28 protein-coding genes, 1 tRNA gene and 1 pseudogene are annotated in these 24,341 nt (G+C 50.3%); 9 read left to right on the top strand and 21 right to left on the bottom strand.

All coding sequences use genetic code 11. The features are described from left to right. A pseudogene (locus DEF47_RS21480) lies at nt 1-752 on the top strand (hypothetical protein); the annotation flags it as partial. Between the two features lie 225 nt (nt 753-977). Here DEF47_RS21480 and DEF47_RS21475 read toward each other — a convergent pair. Then, nucleotides 978-1,265 (bottom strand): hypothetical protein, encoded by a 288-nt coding sequence (locus tag DEF47_RS21475; protein ID WP_287045336.1) that lies wholly within the window; start codon nt 1,263-1,265, stop codon nt 978-980. Between DEF47_RS21475 and DEF47_RS21470 the strand changes: the two genes are divergently transcribed. Then, on the top strand, nt 1,249-2,232 hold the full coding sequence (locus tag DEF47_RS21470; RefSeq protein ID WP_287045335.1) for a hypothetical protein: 984 nt from the start codon (nt 1,249-1,251) through the stop codon (nt 2,230-2,232). The two genes, DEF47_RS21475 and DEF47_RS21470, sit on opposite strands and share 17 nt — an antisense overlap. A gap of 111 nt (nt 2,233-2,343) precedes the next feature. Continuing rightward, the gene (locus tag DEF47_RS21465; RefSeq protein ID WP_012190253.1) at nt 2,344-2,832 is read left to right on the top strand and encodes an HIT family protein; all 489 of its coding nucleotides are present in this window, start codon (nt 2,344-2,346) and stop codon (nt 2,830-2,832) included. Here DEF47_RS21465 and DEF47_RS21460 read toward each other — a convergent pair whose 3' ends face one another. Genes DEF47_RS21460 through DEF47_RS21435 form a run of 6 tightly spaced genes read right to left on the bottom strand, consistent with a single transcriptional unit; the run spans nt 2,833 to nt 9,236 of the window. Continuing rightward, entirely contained in the window at nt 2,833-4,356 is a 1,524-nt protein-coding gene (locus DEF47_RS21460) for a mechanosensitive ion channel family protein (RefSeq protein ID WP_012190252.1), read from the bottom strand. It lies immediately after the preceding gene. Between the two features lie 9 nt (nt 4,357-4,365). Further along, nucleotides 4,366-5,028, bottom strand: a complete 663-nt coding sequence (locus DEF47_RS21455) for a CAP domain-containing protein (RefSeq protein WP_012190251.1) — start codon at nt 5,026-5,028, stop codon at nt 4,366-4,368. After that, entirely contained in the window at nt 5,018-5,863 is an 846-nt protein-coding gene (locus DEF47_RS21450) for a purine-nucleoside phosphorylase (protein ID WP_012190250.1), read from the bottom strand. Before DEF47_RS21450 ends, DEF47_RS21455 begins: the two co-directional genes overlap by 11 nt. Before the next feature lie 48 nt (nt 5,864-5,911). Further along, a complete protein-coding gene (locus DEF47_RS21445; RefSeq protein WP_012190249.1) occupies nt 5,912-6,595 on the bottom strand; it encodes a PH domain-containing protein in 684 nt (227 codons plus the stop codon). A 56-nt stretch (nt 6,596-6,651) separates the two neighbouring features. Then, nucleotides 6,652-7,413 carry a DNA repair protein RecO gene (recO, locus tag DEF47_RS21440; RefSeq protein ID WP_012190248.1) on the bottom strand — a complete coding sequence of 254 codons (762 nt, stop codon included), beginning with the start codon at nt 7,411-7,413 and terminating at the stop codon, nt 6,652-6,654. Between the two features lie 11 nt (nt 7,414-7,424). Then, a complete protein-coding gene (locus DEF47_RS21435) occupies nt 7,425-9,236 on the bottom strand; it encodes a helicase-associated domain-containing protein (protein ID WP_012190247.1) in 1,812 nt (603 codons plus the stop codon). Between the two features lie 85 nt (nt 9,237-9,321). On the opposite strand from DEF47_RS21435, the gene DEF47_RS21430 reads away from it, so the two are divergent. After that, nucleotides 9,322-10,089 (top strand): TerC family protein, encoded by a 768-nt coding sequence (locus tag DEF47_RS21430; RefSeq protein ID WP_012190246.1) that lies wholly within the window; start codon nt 9,322-9,324, stop codon nt 10,087-10,089. Between the two features lie 116 nt (nt 10,090-10,205). Continuing rightward, entirely contained in the window at nt 10,206-11,318 is a 1,113-nt protein-coding gene (cax, locus tag DEF47_RS21425) for a calcium/proton exchanger (RefSeq protein WP_012190245.1), read from the top strand. Nucleotides 11,319-11,365: 47 nt separating this feature from the next. Here the strand turns inward: cax and DEF47_RS21420 are convergent, their stop codons facing one another. The 12 genes from DEF47_RS21420 to DEF47_RS21365 form a co-directional block, all read right to left on the bottom strand. Next, entirely contained in the window at nt 11,366-12,292 is a 927-nt protein-coding gene (locus DEF47_RS21420; RefSeq protein ID WP_012190244.1) for an SDR family oxidoreductase, read from the bottom strand. Continuing rightward, nucleotides 12,289-13,263, bottom strand: coding sequence for a phytoene/squalene synthase family protein (locus DEF47_RS21415; protein ID WP_012190243.1), 975 nt, complete (start codon nt 13,261-13,263; stop codon nt 12,289-12,291). The genes DEF47_RS21420 and DEF47_RS21415 overlap by 4 nt, the downstream gene beginning before the upstream one ends. Nucleotides 13,264-13,349: 86 nt before the next feature. Beyond that, the gene (locus tag DEF47_RS21410; protein WP_012190242.1) at nt 13,350-14,267 is read right to left on the bottom strand and encodes a MerR family transcriptional regulator; all 918 of its coding nucleotides are present in this window, start codon (nt 14,265-14,267) and stop codon (nt 13,350-13,352) included. 21 nt (nt 14,268-14,288) lie between these two features. Further along, entirely contained in the window at nt 14,289-14,822 is a 534-nt protein-coding gene (locus DEF47_RS21405) for a WD40/YVTN/BNR-like repeat-containing protein (RefSeq protein WP_012190241.1), read from the bottom strand. Between the two features lie 51 nt (nt 14,823-14,873). After that, the gene (locus tag DEF47_RS21400; protein WP_012190240.1) at nt 14,874-15,698 is read right to left on the bottom strand and encodes a methyltransferase domain-containing protein; all 825 of its coding nucleotides are present in this window, start codon (nt 15,696-15,698) and stop codon (nt 14,874-14,876) included. Between the two features lie 39 nt (nt 15,699-15,737). Further along, on the bottom strand, nt 15,738-16,724 hold the full coding sequence (locus DEF47_RS21395; protein WP_012190239.1) for an HD-GYP domain-containing protein: 987 nt from the start codon (nt 16,722-16,724) through the stop codon (nt 15,738-15,740). 10 nt (nt 16,725-16,734) lie between these two features. Next, nucleotides 16,735-17,100, bottom strand: coding sequence for a DUF309 domain-containing protein (locus tag DEF47_RS21390; protein WP_012190238.1), 366 nt, complete (start codon nt 17,098-17,100; stop codon nt 16,735-16,737). A gap of 21 nt (nt 17,101-17,121) precedes the next feature. After that, the gene (locus DEF47_RS21385; RefSeq protein ID WP_012190237.1) at nt 17,122-17,445 is read right to left on the bottom strand and encodes a rhodanese-like domain-containing protein; all 324 of its coding nucleotides are present in this window, start codon (nt 17,443-17,445) and stop codon (nt 17,122-17,124) included. Nucleotide 17,446: 1 nt separating this feature from the next. Continuing rightward, nucleotides 17,447-17,923, bottom strand: coding sequence for a hypothetical protein (locus DEF47_RS21380; protein ID WP_012190236.1), 477 nt, complete (start codon nt 17,921-17,923; stop codon nt 17,447-17,449). Then, the gene (locus DEF47_RS21375; RefSeq protein WP_287045334.1) at nt 17,907-18,347 is read right to left on the bottom strand and encodes a VanZ family protein; all 441 of its coding nucleotides are present in this window, start codon (nt 18,345-18,347) and stop codon (nt 17,907-17,909) included. Before DEF47_RS21375 ends, DEF47_RS21380 begins: the two co-directional genes overlap by 17 nt. Nucleotides 18,348-18,423: 76 nt before the next feature. Next, nucleotides 18,424-18,867 carry an iron-sulfur cluster insertion protein ErpA gene (gene erpA, locus DEF47_RS21370; RefSeq protein ID WP_012190234.1) on the bottom strand — a complete coding sequence of 148 codons (444 nt, stop codon included), beginning with the start codon at nt 18,865-18,867 and terminating at the stop codon, nt 18,424-18,426. Between the two features lie 275 nt (nt 18,868-19,142). After that, complete coding sequence (locus DEF47_RS21365; RefSeq protein WP_012190233.1) at nt 19,143-20,123, bottom strand: small ribosomal subunit Rsm22 family protein; 981 nt, start codon at nt 20,121-20,123, stop codon at nt 19,143-19,145. Nucleotides 20,124-20,449: 326 nt separating this feature from the next. Between DEF47_RS21365 and DEF47_RS21360 the strand changes: the two genes are divergently transcribed. The 4 genes from DEF47_RS21360 (at nt 20,450) to DEF47_RS21345 (ending at nt 23,015) form a co-directional block, all read left to right on the top strand. Next, complete coding sequence (locus DEF47_RS21360) at nt 20,450-20,980, top strand: DUF4446 family protein (RefSeq protein ID WP_012190232.1); 531 nt, start codon at nt 20,450-20,452, stop codon at nt 20,978-20,980. Next, complete coding sequence (locus DEF47_RS21355; protein WP_012190231.1) at nt 20,977-21,414, top strand: bactofilin family protein; 438 nt, start codon at nt 20,977-20,979, stop codon at nt 21,412-21,414. The genes DEF47_RS21360 and DEF47_RS21355 overlap by 4 nt, the downstream gene beginning before the upstream one ends. A 102-nt stretch (nt 21,415-21,516) precedes the next feature. Continuing rightward, a complete protein-coding gene (locus tag DEF47_RS21350; protein ID WP_012190230.1) occupies nt 21,517-21,972 on the top strand; it encodes an FtsB family cell division protein in 456 nt (151 codons plus the stop codon). A gap of 47 nt (nt 21,973-22,019) precedes the next feature. After that, on the top strand, nt 22,020-23,015 hold the full coding sequence (locus DEF47_RS21345; protein WP_012190229.1) for a glycosyltransferase family 2 protein: 996 nt from the start codon (nt 22,020-22,022) through the stop codon (nt 23,013-23,015). On the opposite strand, the gene trpD is transcribed toward DEF47_RS21345, so the two are convergent. Both trpD and DEF47_RS21335 read right to left on the bottom strand, forming a co-directional pair. After that, on the bottom strand, nt 23,012-24,028 hold the full coding sequence (gene trpD / locus DEF47_RS21340) for an anthranilate phosphoribosyltransferase (RefSeq protein WP_012190228.1): 1,017 nt from the start codon (nt 24,026-24,028) through the stop codon (nt 23,012-23,014). The genes DEF47_RS21345 and trpD overlap by 4 nt on opposite strands. A 60-nt stretch (nt 24,029-24,088) precedes the next feature. After that, a tRNA-Pro gene (locus DEF47_RS21335) sits at nt 24,089-24,164 on the bottom strand. Nucleotides 24,165-24,341 lie beyond the last annotated feature (177 nt).

Below are 24,341 nucleotides of genomic sequence, written 5' to 3'. Positions count from 1 at the left end.
TTGTGGCGGGTGATGGCACACCAACCTTTACGCCAACACCGACTAAGACTGGCACGCCAACTCCAACCTTCCCAAGCTATCCATGCTATACGCCAACCACACGGCCAATTCAGAAGCAAGCACCCCAAGTAACCCAAGCGCCGTGTACTCCAACGCCAACTTCAACCGCAACGCCGACCTTTCCAAGTGCACCATGTTTCACGCCAACCGCTCAACCATTGAATAGCAATCGCGTGCAAACAACCCAAGTGCCGTGTACGCCAACCCCAACGGCTACTAAAACGGCCACTCCATGCCCAACCAACTTGGCGATGCGCGGTAGTACTTGTATCGGAACCCCAACGATCACGCCAAACCGTGGGAGTCCGACCATTACGCCAATTGTTTCAGAATTGATTTTGAGTGCGCCGCCATTGGTCAATGTTGGTGATGCATTCAGTTTGACGATTCAGTATGTCAATATTGGCGTGCCCTATACTGGAATTACGCTCAGCCCAACCGGAACTGTCCAATTCGATCCACCATTGACGATGCCATGTAAATTCAATGAGCACCCAACCGATTGCCGCACGATTGGTTTGCGGGCGGTTGCGCCTGGTACGATTACGATTAATGCCGGAGCGAATGGCGAAGTGCCAATTTCTGGTGGTGGCTGGGCTTGGGGTAGCGCTCATGCACGGAATCCTATTAATGTTCAAGTACGCAGCGTTTTAGCCCACAAAGCCTTTATTCCGTTCGTCAAAACCCAATAAACCGCTGATTTCAAACCTGCTCAACCGATCGTCGCTAGGGCGATCGGTTGATATTTAAACATAATTCTTCAAGGTTAGAAGTGATAGTTCTTTAGATTTGGGAGATTGTAATGGAGATTACCCTCTTGCTAAATCGGTTTCAAAGCACGTACCAGAAATTTGATGCTGCAACGTAGCCATAAAGGCTTGCTTAATGAATAATAATAACGATCGTTGTAAATAAGTTTATTTTTGGGCTGTTAGTCCTATAGCAAGCATAGTTCTGATAGTCAATACTAAGAGTCTAGGATTATTATTCGGAATCAAGGAGACTTCTATGGATAACAGGCGGCTGGCTTTGTTAGTTAGTTTATGTGCAGTGTTATTTGCTTTTGCTGTCGCTAAAAACCCTGGATTAACAAATGCCAAAGTAAGATTAACTGAAACCCCAACCCCAAGCGAAATTTCCATTGCAACAAGTAGTTCTATAGTACCATCACCAAATAGTACTTCTATCATGACACCGACTGTCATCTGTCCAACCTACTATCTGTTCGAGAGCGATGCCCAAGCGCATATACCAAACTCAAGCCCAACGCGCACCCCCGTTCCAACCCCCAATATTGATCCTTGCTATGTGCATCCGACCTTATTTCTCAATGGACCAAGCCAAGTTAATGTTGGCGAATTATTCACTTTATCGATTACCTATGAAAATATTGGTATGCAACACACGCGAATCTGGTTTAACGATGCAAATTTGGCACGGTTTGACCCACCATTAGTCATGCCATGTCAATATGATCGCCACCCAACCCGCTGTGAGCGTATTACGTTGCGAGCTACCAGCGTTGGTACCTTGGTTATCAATGCTGATGCACGAGGTGAATCGTTTCATTATGGTTGGTATTGGAGTTCAGCAGCGGCACGAACTCCACTGACGATTAATGTTATCGATCCAAATGGCACCCCAGTGCCAACCCCAACGTGTGTGCCTGCCACATTAACGCCTACGTCCACGGCCCAGCCAACCTATACTCCAACCGTGGTTGGTCAACGCGTTCCTGATTTAACCGAAACGCCAACGCCAAGTTCTACTTCGACAATCACTCCTGTGCCTTGTCAACCAGCAGTGTCGCATCAGTTGATTTTGAATGCGCCAAGCCAAGTTCAGGTTGGCGATATGTTTACCATGACCGTCGATTATCAGAATATGAGTGCACCTCGCATGGAAATCATGCTTAGCTCAAGCGAATTGGCTCAGTTTGATCCGCCATTGACCATGCCATGTCGCTATTCGGAACATCCGACCCAGTGTTCGACGATTACGTTACGGGCGACGGCTCCAGGGATGTTAACAATTAATGGTCGAGCCATAGCCGATATGTTTGTTGGTGATGGCTGGACATTTGGTTATACGAGCGCCCGTAATCCCATTAATGTGCAAGTACACGATGGTCTACCCTATAAACTCTTTATTCCGCTTGCCAAAAACCAATAAACCTTCCAACTAAACAAGGCGCAACCGATCGTCGTTAGGGCGATCGGTTGGCATTTAAACAGCAATTCTCGGCTACAATGACGCTGGTTCTTTGGCTTTTTGGAGGTCGTAATGGAGATTAAATGGACACCTTGGCGTGGACAGTTTGTCAAAGGTGAAACGCCCAAAGATTCGCGCTGTGTGCTGTGCGTCAAACATGAAGAATCAAACGATGCTGAAAATCATGTGCTGTATCGTGGGCAATTTAGTTATGTGCTGATGAATTTGTACCCCTACAATCCAGGCCATTTGATGATTGTGCCCTATGCGCATACCAACGATTTTGCCAATTTGTCCGCTGAAACTGCCGCCGAAATTATGCATTTGACCCAACGTTCAGCCACAATTTTGAGTACTGTTATGAACCCGCATGGCTACAATTTGGGCATGAATTTGGGGCGGCCAGCTGGCGCGGGTATCGACGAACACTTGCATATGCATATCGTGCCACGCTGGAATGGCGATACCAACTTTATGCCATTAATTGGTGGGGTCAAGCTCATTCCCGAAGCCATGGATGATACTTATGCCGCTTTGGTTGGTCATTTTCAAGCGTTGTAGTTATTTGCTCAAATCGAGCAGCACATCGCGGATGCGCTCGGTGATTGAGCGGGCAGCAGGCGATGGCGTGGGGTTTTGGTTGACCGAGCGTTGCTGCTCTAAATAATTGTGGGTAGCTTGTTGGCGCTCGGCTACCATAACCCCCAAACGTTCAGCCAATGAGGGATTTTTGGCATACAGCGGAGCCAAATCGTGGCGTTCGATCACAATTGTACGCGTATCTTCCTCGGCAATCACGCTAGCCGAACGTGGCTCATCCATTAACATGCCACGCTCGCCAAACACATCGCCAGCGCCTAAGTGCGAGACGACAATTGCAGGCTGATCGTCATGCGCAACTTCAACCCGTACTTTGCCGCGGGTAATTGCATACAAAATATGTTCATGGCGGCCTTGATGGGCCAGAATTTCGCCGCGCTCAAATAAGCGAATTTCGACATGCTCCGATAAAAAACGCAATTCTTGCTCGTGCAAGCCATCGAGCAGCTTGATTCGGCGCAAACGGTCGAAAATTTGCTCAGGGGTATAATCAAGCCGGCGTTGCCGACTCGCTTGTTCAGGACGGGTCAGCACCATTTCGTTTGAGGCAAAGTGAATGCCTTGACGCTGGAACACATACCAAATTCGGCTGAGTGCATCACCTTGCAACTGGGGAAAATCATCGTAGTTGCTGATCCAACATTTAACTTCGTAGGTTGTGGAAAATGCAGTATAGTTGCGCACAAATACAAATGGTTCCGGCTGGGCGACGACCCCGCGACTGGAAAGTACTGCTTCTTTCAACAATTCGCGCACCATCATTGGCGGGTGCACACAATCGACGGTTACTGCAACCCGCATGGCTACAGGCAAGCCAGTTGCACTCATATTGATAATTTGTTGTTGGGCAATAATCGTGTTGGGAATGACCACGACCTGTCCATCACGCGGCTTGACCCGAATCGCCCGCCAGCTCATCTCCAAAACGCGGCCATAGCCAGTTTGCACATCGATAAAAATCCAATCGCCAGGCATAAAAGGCCGCTCCATTTGCAGCGCAATCCCAGCAATCACATTTTTGAGCAAATCTTGTAAGGCAAGGCCAACCACAGCGGTAAAAACGGTCGAGCTGAGCAGCACTGTGCCAATTTGCACTTTGAAAAAATGGCCAATGCAAATCAGCAAGGTCATAAGCAGTACAAAACCACGGGCAATATCACGCATCAAGCGCGGGATGGCGTTAGGGCGACCATCGGCAGCCAAACGCCGCACCAATAGTTGATCACCAATATGCAAAACCACCGCAATAATCGAAACAGTCACGGTAGTTTGCAAAATTTTAGTGAGCAGCGGCCAATGTTCAAGCTGTTGATCCGACCATAGGCCAATTAAGCCAGCACTACTGAGCGCCAAAAATTGGCCAAGGATACTTAACCCGCTAATCAGCCCAATGCGCCGACCAAGCCGGATTAACAGGCGCAACACTGCATAGGTGCCAATTGCCCACAGCATTGGCTGAATGATATGCTCAATGACGCTTAACATAACTGCATCTTAGGGTTTTGGTTCGGCCATGTCAAGCACCCAATACGGGTGGTCGCCAACGTAGGCTAGGCCAATGCCCACATGGCGATAAGCACAATTGGTGATGTTGGCGCGATGTGGCCCATCAACTGGCTCGTCCATCCATTGAGCCACAACCTTGATTGGAGTGGCGAACCAGGCTGAGATATTTTCGCCGCGCCGAATAAATTGATAGCCAACCGCCTCAAGCCGCTGACTGTAGCTGCGACCATCGCTGCCAACGTGATCAATTTTTTCATGCTGAGCCATATCATCGGCATGGGCTTGGGCGATGCTTTGCAGCCGCGAATCGAAAACCAAGGCTTCACAATTGGTTTGTTGGCGTTCGCGATTAACCGCCGCTAACAGATCAAGCTTAAGATCACCGGAACTGGTCAAACTAGCAGTTGCTTGGATGGTCGCTGATGGAGTTGGACTAGCCGAGTTGCTTGGGCTGGCTGGGCTGGTGGCGCTTGGCATTGGTGCTTGATTGGGCGTGATCGTCGGTACGCTAGGGCTAGCAATTGGATTGGTAGCGCTCTCAAAGCGAATAATCGTTCCATTGAGGCGTGGCGCTAACCACCACACCCCAATGATCATGCCAATTACAATTCCTATCAGCAATAAGCCTACGCCACGCAAACTACTTGCCATCGGCAGCGATTTGGCTTAGCACATCGGTGATTAATGCGCTGAACATGGGCTTGGCAGTTTCGCCTGCCTCAAGCACCTCTTCATGGTTGGCTGGTGGCGCGTCGGGGTGGGCAATATTGGTGATCAACGAAATGCCCAAGACGCGCATACCACGGTAGCGAGCCACAATCGTTTCAGGGGCGGTAGACATGCCCACAGCGTCAACCCCAACCCCGCGCAGATAGTTCATCTCAGCGCCAGTTTCAAACGATGGCCCGGCTAGCATGGCATAAACCCCTTCGCGCAGAGTTGCGCCAGCCCGTTCAGCGGCAGCCTTGGCCATTGCACCTAATTCAGAATCATAGGCGTTGAGCATGGCTGGGAAGCGTGGGCCAAGCGTATCGTCGTTGTGGCCGCGCAATGGGTGAAAGCCCGCCATGCCTGGCATAAAAATATGGTCGCTGATGCGCATTAAGTCGCCGACCTGCCAATTGGCATTTAAGCCACCAGCCGCATTCGTAACAATTAATATCTCGGCTCCCAGCGCTCGCATCACATGCACAGGCAAGGTTACTTCGTCCATGGCATAGCCTTCGTAGAAGTGAAAGCGGCCACGCATTGCCAGCACAGAAACCCCACCAAGTTCACCTAAAACAAGTTCACCGCGATGGCCTGGCACCGCTGAAGGTGCGAAGCCTGGAATCGCAGTGTAGGGAACTACCACGGCATCCTGAATATGATCAACAAGTTGACTCAAGCCAGAGCCAAGGATAATGCCAACTTGGGGTACGCGCTCGGTATATTGACGAATGGCAGCGACTGCGCCAGTGATTGCTTGAGTTCGGTTGGTGGTCATGAATTGAAATCCTTTGCAACAATAGCCACATTGCTATGGCCGCAGGCATTATATCCGACTTAAAATTTCGCGTTTTTTGGCCTCAAAATCAGCATCAGTAATTAAATTTTTCTGACGTAGATCGTTTAAGCGCAATAACAATTCTTCAACGTCTTGATCGTTGGGGCGTTGATATGGTGGTACAAAGTTTTGATAAGCGTTGACCGATTGCATATACATTGCTGGTTCGCGGTCGTGTTCCTCTTTGGCATTCATCATGGCGCGTTTAAATTCCAGTGGGTTACGAATAAAGGTAAAAAGATTATCACTATTTTCGTTAGCCGTTTGGACTTCAAGATCACCATAATTGAACATCCGCCCCATAAAGGTTTGACGCATTTGGACATCGTTAATTTTATCGAGCGATGAATCGAGCGTCGATTTATTAATAATGCCCCGCAAATGAATGACTCGACGATCGGTAAGCAGAAACTTTTCGTTCCGCCAGCGTAGGAAGTCAATCACTGCGCTGGCGAGAATGAGCAGAATGATCGCAATTAAAATAAATTGCACATATGGTTGAATTTCTTGCCATTTTTGGCCAGGCAAATTGGTGATAAACACAATTGCTGCAACCATAATTGCCATAACAACGACTTCAAAACTAATGCGTCCCAAGAAAACGAACGGGTGCTGATGGGCTTCATATTTAATATCTTCGTTTTCAGCCAAGAGTTGCTCAACATAGCTCATTGGTTGTGCTCCTTTAGGGGGAATCGCGGCTAGTGTAGTGGTAAGCTATAGGCTTGTCAACCACGCACTAAATTGAGAAATTGGGTTGATTTTAGCTCACGCTCTAAAATTTGGCTTAACGAGGCTTTCAAGACTAATCGCGCTTCCTGAACTGTCGCTGGGGCCGGTACAAGGCTGACAACTGTCTCCAGCGGCATTCGCGCCAGATAGCGTAACAATTTGAAGGTATTGAGGTTGATCGGCAATGTTCGTGGCTCGTTGCTTGAACATTGTTGACATAAAACACCTCCAGTGATTGGGCTGTATCGATCTGCATCTGGGCTAAGCTCGCGTTCACAGTTAGCACAATCAAACAGATGTGGCCGATAGCCTGAAAGAATCAGCGTGTGTAATTCATAATACCGCAAAATGACATCACGCCGCACAACGTCATCAAGCACATCCAAGGCTGCTAGGGTTTCGCATGTTAGGCGAAAAAGCGCCGGATTATCGCTCTCGTCGGGGGTCATTTGATCAAGCAATTCGGCCACGTAATAGCCTTGGCTGATCCGCGAGAGATCTTCGCGCAAGCTGCGAAATGGCTGGACTACCCGACTTTCGGTCACCACGTCGAATGAGCGGCCTTTGGCAAGTTGTAAGCGGGTGTGGATAAACAGCTCCAAATGGCCAGCCAATTTGCTGGTCATTTTGCGCACACCTCGCGCCGTAACGCTGAGTTTGCCATGATGCGGCGTGTAGATCGTCAGAATCCGATCAGCCTCGCCAACATCGGAGCGCCGAATAATCAGGGCTTCGGTGGTATATAATCGGTCGCGCATGCTGGCTCCTTCTAGCTTCGATTAATGATTGATAGCCATTGGTTGACGTTGGCTGTGAGCTGTTGGCGTTCGCTGCTGGGCAAGGCCTGCACCACCCGCTCAATCACTGCTTGGCTGACCACAGTTGGCGCTAAACGCTGAACCGTCAATAAGGCCGTAATCAACTGTTTAAGATCATGGTCACTGATCCGTTGATCTGGCTCGCTGACTGGGTTGATTGCATAGCCTGCTGTATGCAACAGATTGGTTAATGCGGCACTATCAGCTATTTCCAATTCCCAAAGTTGGGGATTAAGCTCGGCGTAGGGTGGTAAGTTAGGCAGTTTAGCCAGCTCGTTGAGTAATCTGGGATCATCGGCTTCCAGCAATAAAGCCGGACGAGCCAATAAGTGCTGGCGATCGTTTTGCCATTGCTGAAATAAGCTTTGCAAATCGTTTGGCACTGGTCGGTCACACCAGCGTTGCAAAAATGTTTGCATTTGGCTGGCCTGAATGCCACGTTGCAAGGCTTGGCTATACGAATGGGCGGTCAAGCGCACGAGCATGGTGCCATGGCTGTCGGTTGATTGCCATTCGGTGATGCGTTGGATTTGAAAGCGCGGCAGCGGCTCAACCGTTGGTGGAACCCGAATCAGGCCATCGCTGCTTAGTTGTAGTTGCCCAGCAAATTGACTTGGCTCGTGCGCTGGATCGAGTAAGCAGCTTGCCCATTGAGTTAAACGCAAAGCCTGTGGATGGTTAAGTTGATCGACATCAAGCAAGCCGAGCCAGAACAATGGCCCTTGGCAGGCGGCTTTGATCCATGCGCCCTCAACTTTGGCCCAATGTTGCCAACCAACGAATGAATCATTGGATTGATTGTGAATTACGGGCTGCTCGAAATCGCTGCGCAACAGTTCGGGATGTAAGGCTTGGATTTGTGCCAGTAGATCGTCGAAGGCCAACCATTGATCGGGTGGCGCGGTTGTTAATACTTGCCATAAGGCTTGGCGAGCAGCTTGGAGGGTAAATGGAGTCTGAGGCTGCAACTCAGTCAAGCTAAACTCATCAAAATCACAAACCAACCAGGCATTAAATAAGCGCTCTAACCGCTGTTTGGGCGTAGCTTCTAGCCAATTAATTGGGTTGCCAGCGAGCTGAAGCTGTTGATGTTGGATGTGTAATAAGCCAGCCTCAAGCGCCAAATTTCGCAGCCAGGCTAATTGAGGAAATTGGCGTTCGCTTGCTGGCGTAGAAACTGCTATGCGTTGACAGATTGCTTTCAAACCATCGCGTTCAAGTTGAAGTTGGCGGGTCAGCTGGAGCGGTTGCTGATAACACAGCGCCAAGATCGTAGTCAGCAGCGTTTCGGTTTGATTGAGATCTGCTTCGATCCAGTTGCTTGGGCTGGGATGTTGCTGCCAGGTTGGCAAACTGGGGGCCGAAACTGCTGGCAACGCCTGCAACCAATCGCTAAAAATCACGTAATACTCGCCGTCCAGCGTTTTGAGTGGCTGAAGCAAGCCCAAAATATAGAGACGTTCAAGCACCGAAGCTTGGCCGTGCAGCGCCAATAAATAGGCCCGAGGAGTCACAATATCCCGATGTGAGCGAATTTTGCCAAACTCACGTTCAAGCGATTTGGCCGCGAGCTTACCACCAGCCGCAATCACCCGATCAAGCGCTGAGCGTTCAGGCGTGGATAAACGCGCAACCAAGGCTTGGATGGCACTTGGTTGCCCAAGCTGAGCAGCATCGGCAACTTGCCATAAATGTGCCAGCACATGGCGTTCGCTGGTAGGTAAACTGGCCAGCCATTCGATTGAAGCATGTGTTCGTATCATATGAGAAATTATACCCTTTACATTGCAGCATGATTGCATACAATTTGGAAGAATTCATTTTCGCTAATTGAAGGAGCGCACCTGTATGGAATGGTTATCTGATCCACAGACTTGGGTATCCCTATTAACCTTGACTATGCTCGAAATCGTCTTAGGGATCGATAATATTGTGTTTATTTCGATCTTATCGGGCAAATTACCCCAAGCCCAACAAGCCAAAGCACGCCAAACTGGTTTAGCCTTAGCCTTGATCACACGGATTTTGCTGTTGCTTTCGCTTTCGTGGGTTATGAGCTTAACCAAGCCACTCTTTACGGTTATTGGCCAAGAAATTTCAGGGCGCGACTTAATTTTGCTGGTTGGGGGCTTGTTCCTCTTGGGCAAGGCAACCTTTGAAATTCATGAACGCTTGGAAGGTACTGAGCATCATGAGCAAAATGTCAAAGCCAAATCGTTCAATTCAGTGATTGTCCAAATTTTAATTTTGGATATTGTGTTCTCGCTCGACTCGGTAATTACAGCGGTGGGTATGGTTGATCATATTGAAATTATGATCGCAGCAGTGGTGATTTCGGTGGGCGTGATGTTGCTCTCAGCAGGCAAAATCAGCGATTTTGTCAACAGTCACCCAACCGTCAAAATGTTGGCCCTCAGCTTCTTGCTCTTGATTGGGATGTCGTTGGTGGCCGAAGGCTTGGATCAACACATTCCCAAAGGCTACATTTATTTTGCTATGGGCTTTTCGGTATTGGTCGAAATGCTTAACTTACGGGTTAAGAAAGTTACTCAAAAGCCTGTTGAATTGCGCCAACCTTCATATTTGCAAGAAGCAGTTGAAGAAAGCACCAAGTAAAACCAGTATTTAGAACGATCTATAATCAACAGCGTATTGGCGAATGTCGATACGCTGTCGTCGTTAATCAGCCCTATAGGAAGTTCCTTGTTTCGCTAGTGTGAGGATGATCCACGATGAAACTGCGCTGGATTCATTACATGTTGTTGTTTGTGCCGTTGGCGGTGGTCGCTGAATTCTTTTTATATAACGAGATGTTGATTTTTGTTTTTTCAGCCTTGGCCTTAATTCCATTGGCTGGGTTTTTGGGCGAGGCGACCGAAGAGCTAGCGATTCACACTGGGCCAAAAATTGGTGGTTTGCTGAATGCGACACTTGGCAATGCTGCCGAATTGATCATCACGATTGTGGCATTGAAAGCAGGTAAATTCGAGTTGGTCAAGGCTTCAATTACTGGCTCAATTATCGGTAATTTGCTCTTGATCATTGGGTTTAGCTTCCTGCTTGGCGGCTTGAAGCATGGCAAGCAAAAGTTTGATCGTGGTCTAACTGGGATGTCGGCCTCGCTGATGACGCTGGCAGTGATTGGTTTGATTATTCCAACCTTGTTTGAATTGTTCAAAGAAATCGCCGATCCCAATGTTGCGCTTGATGTGTTTAAAACCCAAGTTGATGACCCACAACTACGGGCTATTTCAATTGGTGTGGCGGCGGTGTTGATCATCGTCTATATCTTGAGTATGATCTACATTCTGCGTGATGGTGATTCGGGCACAATTTCACACACTGGCTTTGAAGAAACCGACGAAATCGAAAGCCATAAAGCCACTATGAGCATTAAAGCCGCAGTTGGTATTTTGGCTGTCTGTACCTTAGCAATTGTCTTTATGAGTGAATTTTTGGTGGGTGTGGTCGAGCCAGTTGCCCGTTCGTTGGGCGTGCGCGAGTTATTCTTGGGGATTATCTTTATTCCAATTGTGGGCAACGTTGCCGAACACTTAGTTGGGGTTCAAGCAGCGCTCAAAAATAAAATGGATCTTTCAATGACGATTTCATTGGGATCAAGCACGCAAATTGCCCTGTTCGTTGCACCATTGTTGGTGTTTATTAGCATGCTGTTTGATCAGCAAATGACCTTGTTCTTCAGCTTGTTTGAGGTGATGGTGCTTGGTTTGAGTGTGATTATTGCTACCTTTGTTTCAATGGATGGTGAGAGTAATTGGCTAGAAGGAGCAATGTTGCTGGCGGTCTATATTATCGTTGGGATTGGCTTCTTCTTTGTCGGTTAAACCGAAAACCCGTCTGTTGCAATCAATTCAACAGACGGGTTTATCATTTAATTATGGCGAGCAGCGTTTGGCTTTTTGATGTAGTCGATACCATCGCCTAAAGCCAACGGCCTATGCCCAATCAGCTGTTCGGTGGCCGATTGCGGCGCACTATTATCAAGGCTAAGCATTGTCAGTTGGGCGGGCGTGACTGGTGGCTTGGGCAACAATTTATCCATCATAAAGACTGCTGGCTTCATCAACGGCACTGGCACATAGATTTTGCTACGTTTTTTGCCCAATTTTTGCATAATCAGATCAAGCATCTGCTCGTAGGTTAGCGCTTCTGGTCCGCCCAATTGATAGATTTGGCCAATCGTGCTGTGATCATCCAAGACTTTGATAAAAGCATCGATCACATCGTCGCGCCAAACTGGCTGAAATTTAGTTTTGCCATCGCCAACCACTGGTACAAACGGCGCTGGGGCAATCATCAACGGGCGGCGTACCAAATCGGCTAAGGTATTGATAAATTCATCGCCTTCGCCAAAAATTACCGACGGCTGAAAGACCGTCCAGTCTAAGCCACTGGCCTCAACATATTTTTGAGCGCGAAATTTCGTATCCATATAGGGCAAATTGGGGTCGTTGACCACGCCAAGCGCACTCATATGCAAAAAGCGCTTGACTCCGGCGGCTTTGGCGGCATCGACCACATTAACCGTGGCCTGATAATTCATCCGTTCGAAGCTGATTCCGCCCGAACGTTCGCGAATAATCGCCACCAAATGAATAACCGTGCTGACCCCTTTCATCGCCGCGATTAACGACTCAGGATCGGTCACATCGCCTTTGACAATTGAAACGTTGCCAGCAACCAGCTTTTGAGCTTTTTCTGGGGTGCGAACCAACACTCGCACTGGCTCAGGGCGTTGGCGTAATTTTTCAATCAAACGTGAACCAACATAGCCTGTGCCACCAGTTACTAAAATCATACTTGCCCCCATTGATCAAGCGGAAACTCACGGTTGAGCTTGCGCAAGCGCCAGAGAATTTTGGGTAAATAAGCCAATTTTGCCCCTAACGAGAGGCTGGCGCGTCGATTAAACACATCATAGTTATTGCGCACAATCTGATCAAGAATGCCACGATAGACAGTTGCGGCGGTTGCCACGGCAAAGCGTGAATCGGGGTGCAATAACCCGATGCCCTGCCAACTTTCATCGTAGAGTTGATGCGCCCGCTGCATTTCAAATTGTAATAATTGCTGCATCTGTGGGCTGCGCACCCCATTCAAAATATCTTGTTCGCTCACCCCGAAGCGCTCTAGATCTTCTTTTGGTAGGTAAATTCGGTTGCGCCGCGCATCTTCGCCAATATCGCGCAGAATGTTGGTTAATTGCAAGGCCACGCCTAATTTGATTGCGTAGGGCACGGCTCCTGCAGCGTAGCCAATTACCTGCATGCTGAGCAACCCGACCACCGAAGCCACACGATAGCAATAGAGCCATAAATCGGCAAAGGTCGCATAGCGATTAATCGAGAGATCCATCTCGACTCCTGCCAATAATTCTGATTCAAGTTTGCTAGAAATGCGAAAATGGTTGCGCACATGATGCCAAGCTAATGGCACGGGGTCGTCGTGGCGCGGGGTGGAACGCAAGGTTTTGAGCCATTGTTGCAAACGTTCTGGGGCTGTTTCAGGGTGCATGTCTACCAAGTCGTCGCTCGTTCGACAGAAAGCATACAACACCCGAATTGCATCACGCTTCCGAGCAGGCAACAATTGAGTACTAAAATAGAAGCTCTTTGAGTGAACGTTCGTTAGTTCGGTACAATGGGCATAAGCATGATTAAGCCATTGGTTGCTGGGCTGATGTGACACGCACTCGGCAACCGTTGGAATAAATTGAGCTGGTAAGGTCAACCCAGCACACATTTGAGGATCGAGCGAAGGCCAAGACATAGCGCATCCTTCCTGCTACAGACTCACCATAGGTTTGCTTTTGGTGCTACGCAAACGGTTTGGTTTTGGATGAGTCGGCGCAAGAATTAGGCCAATAATTCCTCAATTTTATCGCAAGCTTGGTCGGCGTTATAGCCCAAAAAGATTCCTGGCAACACGGTTTGCTGGGTTGTGCCACTTAACGCCGCTCCGCCGTAGCCAATGATTGGTGGTTTTGGCATTTTGTGCAGTTCTTGGAGCAACTGCACGGCTTGGCTGTAATTGTCTTTGGTGGTGGCACTCAGCGCTACCAATTTCGGGCTGAGCCGTTGCACTGTATGCAGCAATTCGGCAGCAGGCAGGTTGCTGCCAAGGTAGACAACTCGCCAGCCGCGCCGCATCAAAAACAAGGCTACCATCATCACCCCAAGCTCATGCTGCTCACCAGGCACTGTTGCCACTACAATCACTCCACGGTTGGAGCGAGTTCGCGCTTGATGAATCAAATTGCTCAATTTCAACGACATAAACGCTGTAGCGGCATGTTCCTGCGAGATTGAGATTTTACCAGCATGCCAACCATCGCCAATTGCCACCATCACCCGTTCGATGACTTCGATACAAACCGTTTCAACCGGATAAACGCTAAAGGCTTTGTTCAAAATATCTTCAGCTTTGAGCACATCGAAGCTGAGCAAGGCTTGGACACAATCGTTGCTTAATTCGGCCAATGGCGCTAGATCATACGTTGGTTGTTCGATCACACTATCGGTTTGCAGCAAGGCCACGGCTTGGCTGATGGTTAATCCCGATTCCGTTTGTTGGCGCAACCAATCGATAATCGCAATATCGCGATCAGAATAGGCCCGTTGGCGGCCTTCGGTGCGCTCAGGAAACGGTACACCATAGCGACGCTCCCAAGCTCGCAGCGTATCGGCGGCAACGCCTGTTCGTTGCACCACTGCCTTGGTGTTGTAGAGCGGCTCTTGGCTAAAATGGGTGAATCGGTCGGTTATTTTGCTCATGTGCTCCACCAAACATTGCTGCTAAGAGATAACCCGACCAATTGCCAAGGCTGTAATCGGCGCAAGTTGTTGTTTCAACAGTGCCCATGTGCGGCCCCGATCGCTGGAAACCCACACCTGCCCAGCCTTGGTTGCCGCGTAAATGCTATCGATCTGATAGGCTACGCTGATCAAACAACTCCATTCCCCAACCTGGCCAATTGCCAAGTGTTGCCAGCTTTCGCCGTCGCTGCTACGTTCGAGTTGGTTGGGATCGCTGGCGATGCGAATTGTGGCTGGAGGTTGGCCTGTAAGTTCTATGCTTTGGCTTGGTGCAATCAGGCTAGGCGCTGGCTCAAGCGCTTGCCACGATTGACCACCATCCTTGGTTTGCCAAGCTTGGTTGCTGTTCCAAACTGTGGCTTGCATTGGGGCATCGGCTTGGCAAATAACGGCGGCAATAGCCTGATCAGCTAATTCGATACCAACTGAGATCCAGCGATCAATTCGACCTGGATTGCTCAACAATACCACGCCTTGTTCAGTTCCGATATAGAGTAATTGTGCTTGTGCCATGAATTGTATCCTGCAATCAGAGCGCCATGCTATGGGCAAAATCCGCAATAGCTAAGCAATAATCCGGCCACGAGTTGCCACAATTTGGACTGCGCCATCGCGCTGCTCATAGGCGACATACAAGCCAGCGGCGCGTAAACTTTCGACAAACTGATCGCCTGCCAGAAATTGGATTCCGCCGCTCAATAAAAATGTTTGCAATAAACGGCCTGAGCGTGAAGCGGCCTGCTGGGCTTGCATCCAAAAACTGCGGCCTGCGGCTAGCAAACAGCGGCGTACCTCAGAAATTGCCCGATCTGGCCGAACAAACTCGTTGATCGAGCCACCACACGCCACGCCCGCCAAACATTGGTCGGCAAACGGCAGATCTTCGGCTAAACCACGGATGTAGCTAATTTTGAGGCGTTTTGCGCGGCTGCGGCGTTGGGCTTCGCGCAACATTGGCAACGAATGATCGAGGGCAATACAATAGCTGTCTGCGGGGAGGGCGGCGGCGATTGCCCGCGCATACAAGCCATTCGAGCAAGCTAAATCGAGGTAGACACCACCGCGTTGTGGTGCTAATTGGGCCATCAGCAAGGCTAATTCTTCATCGACCGGAAAGCTGCGCCCACTGAGTTTGCTCAACGCTTGCCAACGCCAGAGCCGTTCGTAGCCCCAAGCCGCTAATGGCAGCCGATTGACCACCTGTGCGCCGTTCCAAGCTGCCGCGCGTGGCAACAGATCGACAATTCCATCGCGAATAGGCCAACTGTGACCGACGGCGCTGACCAAAGTGCCCGACCAAATCATGCCATCGCGCCAACGGGCATCGTGCAGGCTAAGGCTGGTTTGTGAAACCGGACAACGCAACCATGGAAGCAAATCAGGATGCATAGCTACCTCACTGAAACGCCCGTTTAAGGCGCATTGAGTTTAGGCGTTGCGCAGCACCCAACTAAGATCATCCGAAGCCACATGGCCATGTTCGATCAATTCGACGAAGAGATCGACCAATTCGGCTTGCCATTGGGTGTTGCGCCCCGATTGAAGCACTTGCACTGCTTCGGCACGGCTCATACCTTTGCGATAAGGTCGATCAGTCGTCATTGCATCGAAGCTATCAACCACCGCAATGATCCGCGCCCCTAGCGGAATTGTATCACCAGCGATTCCATGCGGGTAGCCTTTGCCATCCCACCGTTCATGATGGTGTAAAACCATTGGCCCAACCGAAACCGAAAAGCGCATTGGCGCGACAATATTGGCCCCAATTTGCGGATGCTTCTTCATCTCGTCGTATTCTTCGCTGGTGAGTTTGCCCTCTTTTTGCAGCACCGTTTCGCGAATGGCGATTTTGCCGATGTCATGCAACAAACCACCATAGCGAATCAAACGCGACTCTTTGGCATCGCAGCCGCAGGCCGTCGCCAAGGCATAACTATACGAAGCTAGTCGGCGCAAGTGGCCTTCAGTGTAGGGATCACGCGATTCGACTGTGGTTGCGAGGGTGAAAATCACCCGCTCAGTGCTTTCAAGTTCCTCGGTGAGGCGGCGCACTCGGAGCAGCGAGCGAATGCGAGCTAAGAGCACAGTGCGCTCGAACGGCTTGTTGATAAAATCATCAGCGCCCATCTCCAAGCCCAAAATCCGCGATTCATCATCGTTAAGGCCGGTGAGCATGGCAACTGGCAACAATTGGGTTTCCTCGCGGTCGCGCAACCGCCGACAGACCTCAAACCCATTCATAACGGGCATAGTTACATCGAGCAAGACCAAATCAGGCATACATGCTTGAATGTCAGCTAGTGCCTCGACACCATCACGAGCGATGCGCACGGTATAGCGCTCACGTTCAAGCACCCGTCGCAAGGTATCAATACTACGAGCCTCATCATCAACAACTAAAATGATCTCCGACATGACGATACCCTCAATGTTGATTGCAAAGTGGATCGGAAGCTGAAACGAAACGCAATTGCGGCGGATGCTTAGCCTGATCATCAACCAGTGCTTGCATGGTAACAATCACATGCTGAAGATCAAGAAAATCGACCCAAGTTAGGGCGGCTTGGAGCTTGGGAGCGGCTTTATGCCAATTGAGCAACAAACCTTTGGGGTTACCCCGCGACCAATGAACCAACGCCGCAGCTGTTTGGATCAGGCCTTGGAGCAAATCTCGTTCGTTGCCGTTCCGTTGGAGCCATTGCACTTCCCAAGCTTCGTGGGCATGCCAATAGTGGCCAGCGTTGAATAACTCGAAGCCTTGGATAAATTCACTGGTTTGCTGGATCGGCATGTCCATCATCACCACCAGATTTTAGTAGCGCTTAATGCTAGAATCGACTGCTACCGACCAGCGATCAATCCCGCCAGTCATGTTGGTTAGTTGGGTAAACCCTGCTTGGGTAGCAAGCGCCTGACATACTTGAGCCGAGCGACCGCCATGGTGACAAAAGACCACAATCTCACGATCTTTGGGCAATTCGCCCCACCAATCGTTAATTTGGCTCATTGCTTTCCGTTCGCTGCCTGCGATACTGGCAATTTCCCATTCATTGGGTTCGCGCACATCGAGCAGATACAAATCTTCCCCAGCGGCAATACGGGCGGCAATGTCTTCGGCACTTTGGTTGTTATACATCTTAAGCTCCTTGGCTAGGGGCAATCCAACGTGGATGCCACAGGTGTATCCATTGCGACCAATCGGCAACTGGTGGCTGAATCAATTGGCTAAAATAACGGCAATCAAGCAAGCCAAAATCGGGCAAACTTGGCAGATCGGCAGGGTGACCACGCTCCCAGGCTTCGCGGCGATCAGGAAAATAGGCGATCGTTAATTTGCGCGATTGACGTGAGAGTGATGAGGCAAAGGCTAAGTTGGCATAACGATTGGGATAAACCAGTACCCAACCTTGTTCAGCAGGTGCGATATGATATGAGGTTGGCATGCCTTGAACAACCTGTTCAGCGAAGGGCTGGGTTGCTTGCCATTGGGCCAGCGTCGGAGCTTGATCGTGGCATTGGGTGATCGTCCGCACGGCGGCGGCGATAATTTGATGATTATTACTTTGAAAACAATAAGCGGTGAGCCAAAGCTCATGATCAGCTGGAATCGCCACGATCGACTTCCCTCGTACACCGTTGAATCAAGCGTTGGCTTGCGCGAGCAACGCTGCCAGCGAGGCTAAACCCCAAGCTATTCAACACAACATCATCAATATCAACAACCCGATAGCCCAGCCAATATTGACCAAGCTCGACGGTGCAGCTTAACCCAAGGCCAATGAGGCCAATGAGCCAAAGCCGCAGTTTGGGCCGCCAGAAAGCTAAAAGCCAGCCGCTAGGGGCAAATGCCGCCACATTTCCGATGATATTAATCAAAGCAGCCCGCCCCCCTTGCTGGAAGGCTGCGCTGATCGTGGCTCCGATTTGCAATTGAAGGCTAGGCTGGGTTGTGCTACCTGTCCAATTATGCCATGCTAGGCCAAATACGGCCAATGTATAGAGCAGCGCCAACCAACCATAGAAATGTCTGCGCTTCATGAAACATAACAAACGGGGACGAGTTGCTCGTCCCCGCTCACTGTATCGTCAAACAGCTTAAGGCTTGGGCCTAGGCTTAGTGACAGCCGCAGCCGCCCGCCCCGCTGCCACAGCTACCACCACTGGCGGAAGCTTCGCCGTTTTTGGGTTTGAACGAGCTACCACAGCCACAGCTTGAGGTTGCGTTGGGGTTATCAATTTTGAAACCGCCACCCATCAAACTGTCGATGTAATCGATCGAGGCACCGCCAATGTATTGAGCGCTCATTGGGTCTACAATTACCCGCAAGCCACTGGCGAAGAATTCGGTATCACCTTCGTTGGTTTGATCATCGAAGCTCATACCATATTGCAAACCTGAACAGCCACCGCCGGCTACAAAAACCCGCAGGGCATATTCATCGGACAATTCTTTTTCTTGCTTGATCGACAACAAGCGATTTGCTGCTGATGCCGTCACCGTGACCAATGCTGGATCGATTTCAATGGCAGTCATTGGTTTTACTGCTACATCGCTCATTTGAGAGCCTCCTGTGCCGGAAAATCAGGTTGACAACATGCCTTCAAATGGCATTTGCTTCCCTGTAGCATACTTGAAAAAAGCTTGAAACGCAAGCAAAGCTTGACCTGTTTCAAGGGTAAAAAGCGCATAAACCAAGCGCCGATGAGGTCGTGGCTTGGGCTTGGCTTGGGCTGGAATTCAGCCAAATTAATACGCTGTGCAATGTGCTGATACCATTGCTAGTATAGCACGGTCTGAGGGGCTTAGTTTGCTAGTTTTGTCAATGATTAAGGTTAATCTTGGGTTGGGTTTAGCTCGAAGCTATCACCCCATTCGGCTTTTCGCGCTTGTTTCCATTGGGCATCACGTTTATTAATCGTTATGCTCCTAAGGCCTTGGGGTGTGCAGAGTTGCAATTGGATGCGCTGTGGTTGTTGCGAGGGGTGGCGAATAACTCGTGCTTGCGCTAGCTGGCTTGATTGGCGACTAACCGCAATATAGCTCGATTTTTCATCTTCGTAGCCCAACTCGGCAGCTTTTAAGCTACGATGGAAGCGGGTGCGTTCGATGCGGGTGGCAAAATGACACCAATCGTTGGCTTGCATTGGGCACGTTTGTTGATGAGGACATGGCGCAATTAAATGGGCTTGTTGTTCGAGTAAAAACGTGCGAGCTGCCAAAATCAATTCAAAGCCGCGCGGTGTGCCTGGCTCAACAATTAACAATACACCGCTGCTGGCTTGCCATGCTTGGAGCAATAATTGTTGGCGCTGAGTTGCGTTTAATTCACCCAACACATAGCCAATCGTCACCAAATCATAATTACCCAAGGCATTGGCATTGGGTAAATTGGCTTGTTGCCAGCGAGCTTGTTGGAGCGAAGTTGGCCCAGCCTGCATTAACCGTTGACCAAGTTGCAACATGGTGTTTTCACGTTCAATTAACTGATGCTGCAGCAAACTTGACCATGTTTGGCTGGCGGCCCAGGTTGCTGCTCCAGTGCCAGCTCCCAAATCAAGCTGCGTTTGAGGCTGGAAGTTTGGTTGGCGTTGGGCGATTTCAGCACAAGCGGCTTTGATGGCCCCGAGGGTTGCGGGCATGCGCGTGGCGGCGTAGGCCAACACATCGGCGGCATTTTGCACAAATGGCGCGGTCGTGCGGCTATGGCCTGCACGGTAGCGCTCGGAAAGCCCGCTGGCTGCCGCCGCTAAACGCCGTTGATCAGTGCCAGTTAACTCACGTTCTAAGGCAACCCGCAAAGCTGGTGGCAACATACCCACACTCCTACGATAATCAGCACTCTATGCTAGCCGATTTCGCTGAGTTATGCAAAATAAGCGCAAAGGGATGATCCACGAAGGACACGAAGAACACAAAGATTAGGCTATGGGTTTTTGGCTATTGTCGCCACAAATTGCTGTTTTTAGTCACAGATTCCACAGATTGATTTGATTAGCTACTATTCCCTGCTACCTTTTTTGCCTTTTGCCTTCCGCCTTGTTCTTCATCCTTCATCCTTATGTCTGTTTTCGGTTGGCGTTTGCGTGAGGGTGATAGCCTCGTTTATAATAAAGGGCAGTTTTGAAGACGAGGCATATCCTTGATAGCTTTTTGGACAACCTATGGCTTCTACTTATGGATCGGCAGCGGCCTACTGATTATCGGCTTGCTGATCTGGATCGGGCGTTTAAGCAAACGGCTGAGCGCCATCGATCAACGCTACACTACCCTCACTAAAGGCGTTGATGCTGAACATCTTGAAGATATTTGGCTTCAGCGCTCGCTGCAAGTTGCGCATCACGATGATCAAATAACCGCCCTCGAACGTGAAGTTCGGCGTTTGGGCCGCAGCAGCCTGCATCATGTTGGGCTTGTGCGCTTTAATCCCTTTGGCGATGTTGGCGGCGATCAAAGTTATGCTTTGGCGCTGCTCGATGGCGAACAAAGTGGGGTTGTCCTGAGCAGTATCTACAGTCGTTCAGGGGTGCGCACCTACGCCAAGGCTGTGCAACGCGGCCAATCAACCCATACGCTTTCCGAAGAAGAAGTTGCATCAATTGCGCAAGCCCTTGGTCAATTTACCTCAGTGGAATCAGCAGCTCAACCCGCTACAACAGGAGGCAATTCATGAGCTTATTCGGTAACAAAAAAGTGGTACAACCAATCGCCCAATCGCCAACCGGCAAGCCCGAAACCGTGATTGGAGCCAATACCACCTTTGTTGGAACCCTCAAATCCGACGGGAATGTTCGGGTTGATGGCTCTGTTGAGGGCGAGATCGAGGTGCTTGGCAATTTGATCGTTGGCTCAACTGGGCGGGTTATTGCTACGCTCAAGGCCCAGAATATCCACGTTTCAGGCGCAGTCAAAGGCGAAATCATCGCGACTGAGCAACTGGAAATCTCGCCTTCGGGCAAGGTTTGGGGCGATATTACTGCCGCTTCGTTACATATCGAGCCAGGTGGCTTGTTCCGTGGCCAAAGCAGCATGACTTCAAATATCGATGAGCCATTGTTGCTCGATGCTCCACGCTCACGCTTAAACGAAGAGCCAAGCGGGGTTTAATTCCTCAATGCTGATTGTTAGCAATTTGTCATCGATCAAGGCAGTTTTTTGCCCAAGCGATGTGCTAGGCTAACACGACTATCTAAACCTGAGGATGATGTTATGGCTCGTTGGCGCTGGCCACAATGGCGTAAACCACAGATTCCGCAACCAACCCAATTGCGCAGTGGGGCGACGCTGGCCGTAACTTGGGGCTTGGCAGCCTTTGCGCTCTATTTGATGGTGCTATTTGGCAGTTTGGTGGTGCAAGGCTATACCATGGAGCAACAGGCTCAAGCCTTGGAAGCCGAAAATGCCCGTTTGGCCGCCGAAAGCCAAGCCCTGCGTGATCGCGCTGCCTATGTGCGCTCCGATGCGGCGATTGAATTGGCGGCCCGCGACATGCTCGATATGGCCAAACCAGGCGATGTGGTGTTGCATGTCAGTGTGGTTACGCCAACGTTGACGGTTTCGCCAACGATTGCCTTAGAAGCTCCCGCCGCTGAGCCTGTGGCCTTGCCGCCTGTGGACTCAACGCCCAATTGGCGGCGTTGGCTGGAAGTGTTATTTGATTCTTAATTTCGGATGAAGGATCGAGCGATTGGGTAACCAATCGCTTTTTTTGTATGAATTGTTCTATCATTATTTTAAATTGGAATGGCCGAGCACTGCTCGCTGATTGCCTCAACGCCTTATTGCCCCAATGCGATGCTTCAATCGAAGTGTTGGTGGTGGATAATGGCTCACATGATGGCTCGGCGGCGTGGCTGCATCAACATTATCCCCAAGTGCGCTTGTTGGCGCTCACCAACAATCGTGGATTTAGCGGTGGGGTCAATGTTGGCTTGCATGTGGCGCGTGGCGATGTGCTGTTGTTGTTGAATAATGATGCAATCGTTGAGCCAAATTTTATCTCGGCGATTCTCGCGCCGTTTCAGCACCAACCAACGCTTGCTGCTAGCGCTGGTCTGATGACGTTCGCGCATCGACCTGAAATCATCGCCTCAGCCGGAATTCAGCTCTATCGCGATGGCGTGGCAACTGATGCTGGGTTGTTGCAGCCAGTTGCTCAATTAGCCAGCCAACCAAGCCCAATTTGGGGTGGCAGCGGTGGAGCGGTAGCCTATCGACGTGCCGCTTTAGCCGATGTCGGCATGTTCGATGAAGGCTATTTTGCCTATTTGGAAGATGTCGATTTGGCTTGGCGTTTGCAGTTGCGCGAATGGCAAACCGTGCTAGCCCCGCAGGCCGTCGCTCGGCATATCTACTCGGCCACTGGCGGCGAAGGTTCGCCCTTTAAGGATTGGCTGATTGCGCGTAATCGCTGGCGGGTAATTTTGCGTTGCTGGCCAACGCCGTTGTTGGCCCGCGCTCTCCCATTAATGCTAGCTTACGATGGTTTGGCTTGTGCACAGGCTATCGTGCGCCGCCGCTGGACAACGGTCAGCGGGCGTTTGCATGCCTTGCGCCAACTGCCCCAACTACGCCAACAGCGCCAAGCAATTCAAGCTCGCCGCACGGCTAGCATCGCTGAGCTTGATCATTGGATTAAACCAGCCCGTTCACCACTGGCAATTTGGCGTGAAAATCAAGCACTCGGCCAATTGATCGCTCAACGCTAGCCGTTGCTGGCCTCGATCATTCGTTGCATACGCTGATTGGCGCTGCCAGTGTCGATGGCCTGTTGAGCTTGACGCAAAGCCTCGCCAAACGAATCGGCGCGTTCACAAGCAACCAATGCGGCGGCGGCATTCAAGAGCACAATATCGCGACGTGGGCCAGTATCGCTACCCTCAAGAATTGCCTTGGTCATGGCCACATTTTCCTCGACTGAGCCACCAGCAATTGCTTCACGCGGCGCAAGGCTTAGACCAAAATCACTAGGGCTAATTGTCGAGGCTTGGGGAGTAGCCCCAGCTCGCACATCAAACACCAAGGTTGAGGCGCTGATTGAAATTTCATCAAGCCCATCGCTGCCATGCACCACCAAGGCACGGCGAATACCCATTTTGCTTAGAGCATTGGCCAATTTTTCGGCCAAACCTGCGTTAGCAACCCCAATCACCTGATATTCGGCGCGGGCTGGGTTGGTCAGTGGCCCCAAGACATTGAAAATCGTGCGAATGCCAATTTCGCGGCGCACTGGCCCAGCATAACGCATTGCGGGATGAAACTTAGGCGCAAACATAAAGCCGATGCCTGCTTGGCGCAAACAGCGGGCCACACCTTCAGCATCAAGCTCGATATTGACCCCCAAACCTTCGAGCACATCGGCTGATCCACATTTCGACGACATAGCGCGATTGCCGTGTTTGGCGACGGTTGCGCCTGCACCTGCTGCCACAAACGCTGCAGTCGTTGAAATATTGAAGGTATTTGAATGATCGCCACCAGTGCCACAGGTATCGACCACGCCGCCATCGTGGGGCACGGCAAGCGATTTAGCCCGCATCACTTGGGCCATACCAGCAATTTCTGCGTCAGTTTCACCTTTGAAATGTAACGCCGTGAGCAAGGCCGCGATTTGGGCTGGCGTGGCCTCGCCATTCATCATCTGCTCCATCACCGCCGCCGCATCGTCTTGGCTTAAATCCGTTCGATTGGTAACCGTAATAATCGCATCGCGAATCTGCATGGTTGGCTCCTTGCAGCAAAACAACAAAAAAACAACGAGAGCAAATTGCCCTCGTTGTAGTGGTCGGGGTGATAGGATTCGAACCTACGACCTCAACGTCCCAAACGTCGCGCGCTACCAACTGCGCTACACCCCGTTGCTTTTGTTTTATCGTTGCGCGTGGCATTATAGCGGAGAATAGTTTGTTTGTCAAATTGCACGAAACCGAGCATCAAACATTGTCTTCCCTTTAGCTTCTCGCTCTTTTCGAGGGAGGGTTTAACCATAAACGTGCTAGCAGTCACATATTGAGATCACCACCCTTCCGTCCCGC

It is taken from the genome of Herpetosiphon sp. (assembly GCF_003512625.1).
Classification (GTDB): domain Bacteria; phylum Chloroflexota; class Chloroflexia; order Chloroflexales; family Herpetosiphonaceae; genus Herpetosiphon; species Herpetosiphon aurantiacus.
This window is presented reverse-complemented; position numbering and strand designations above follow the sequence as displayed.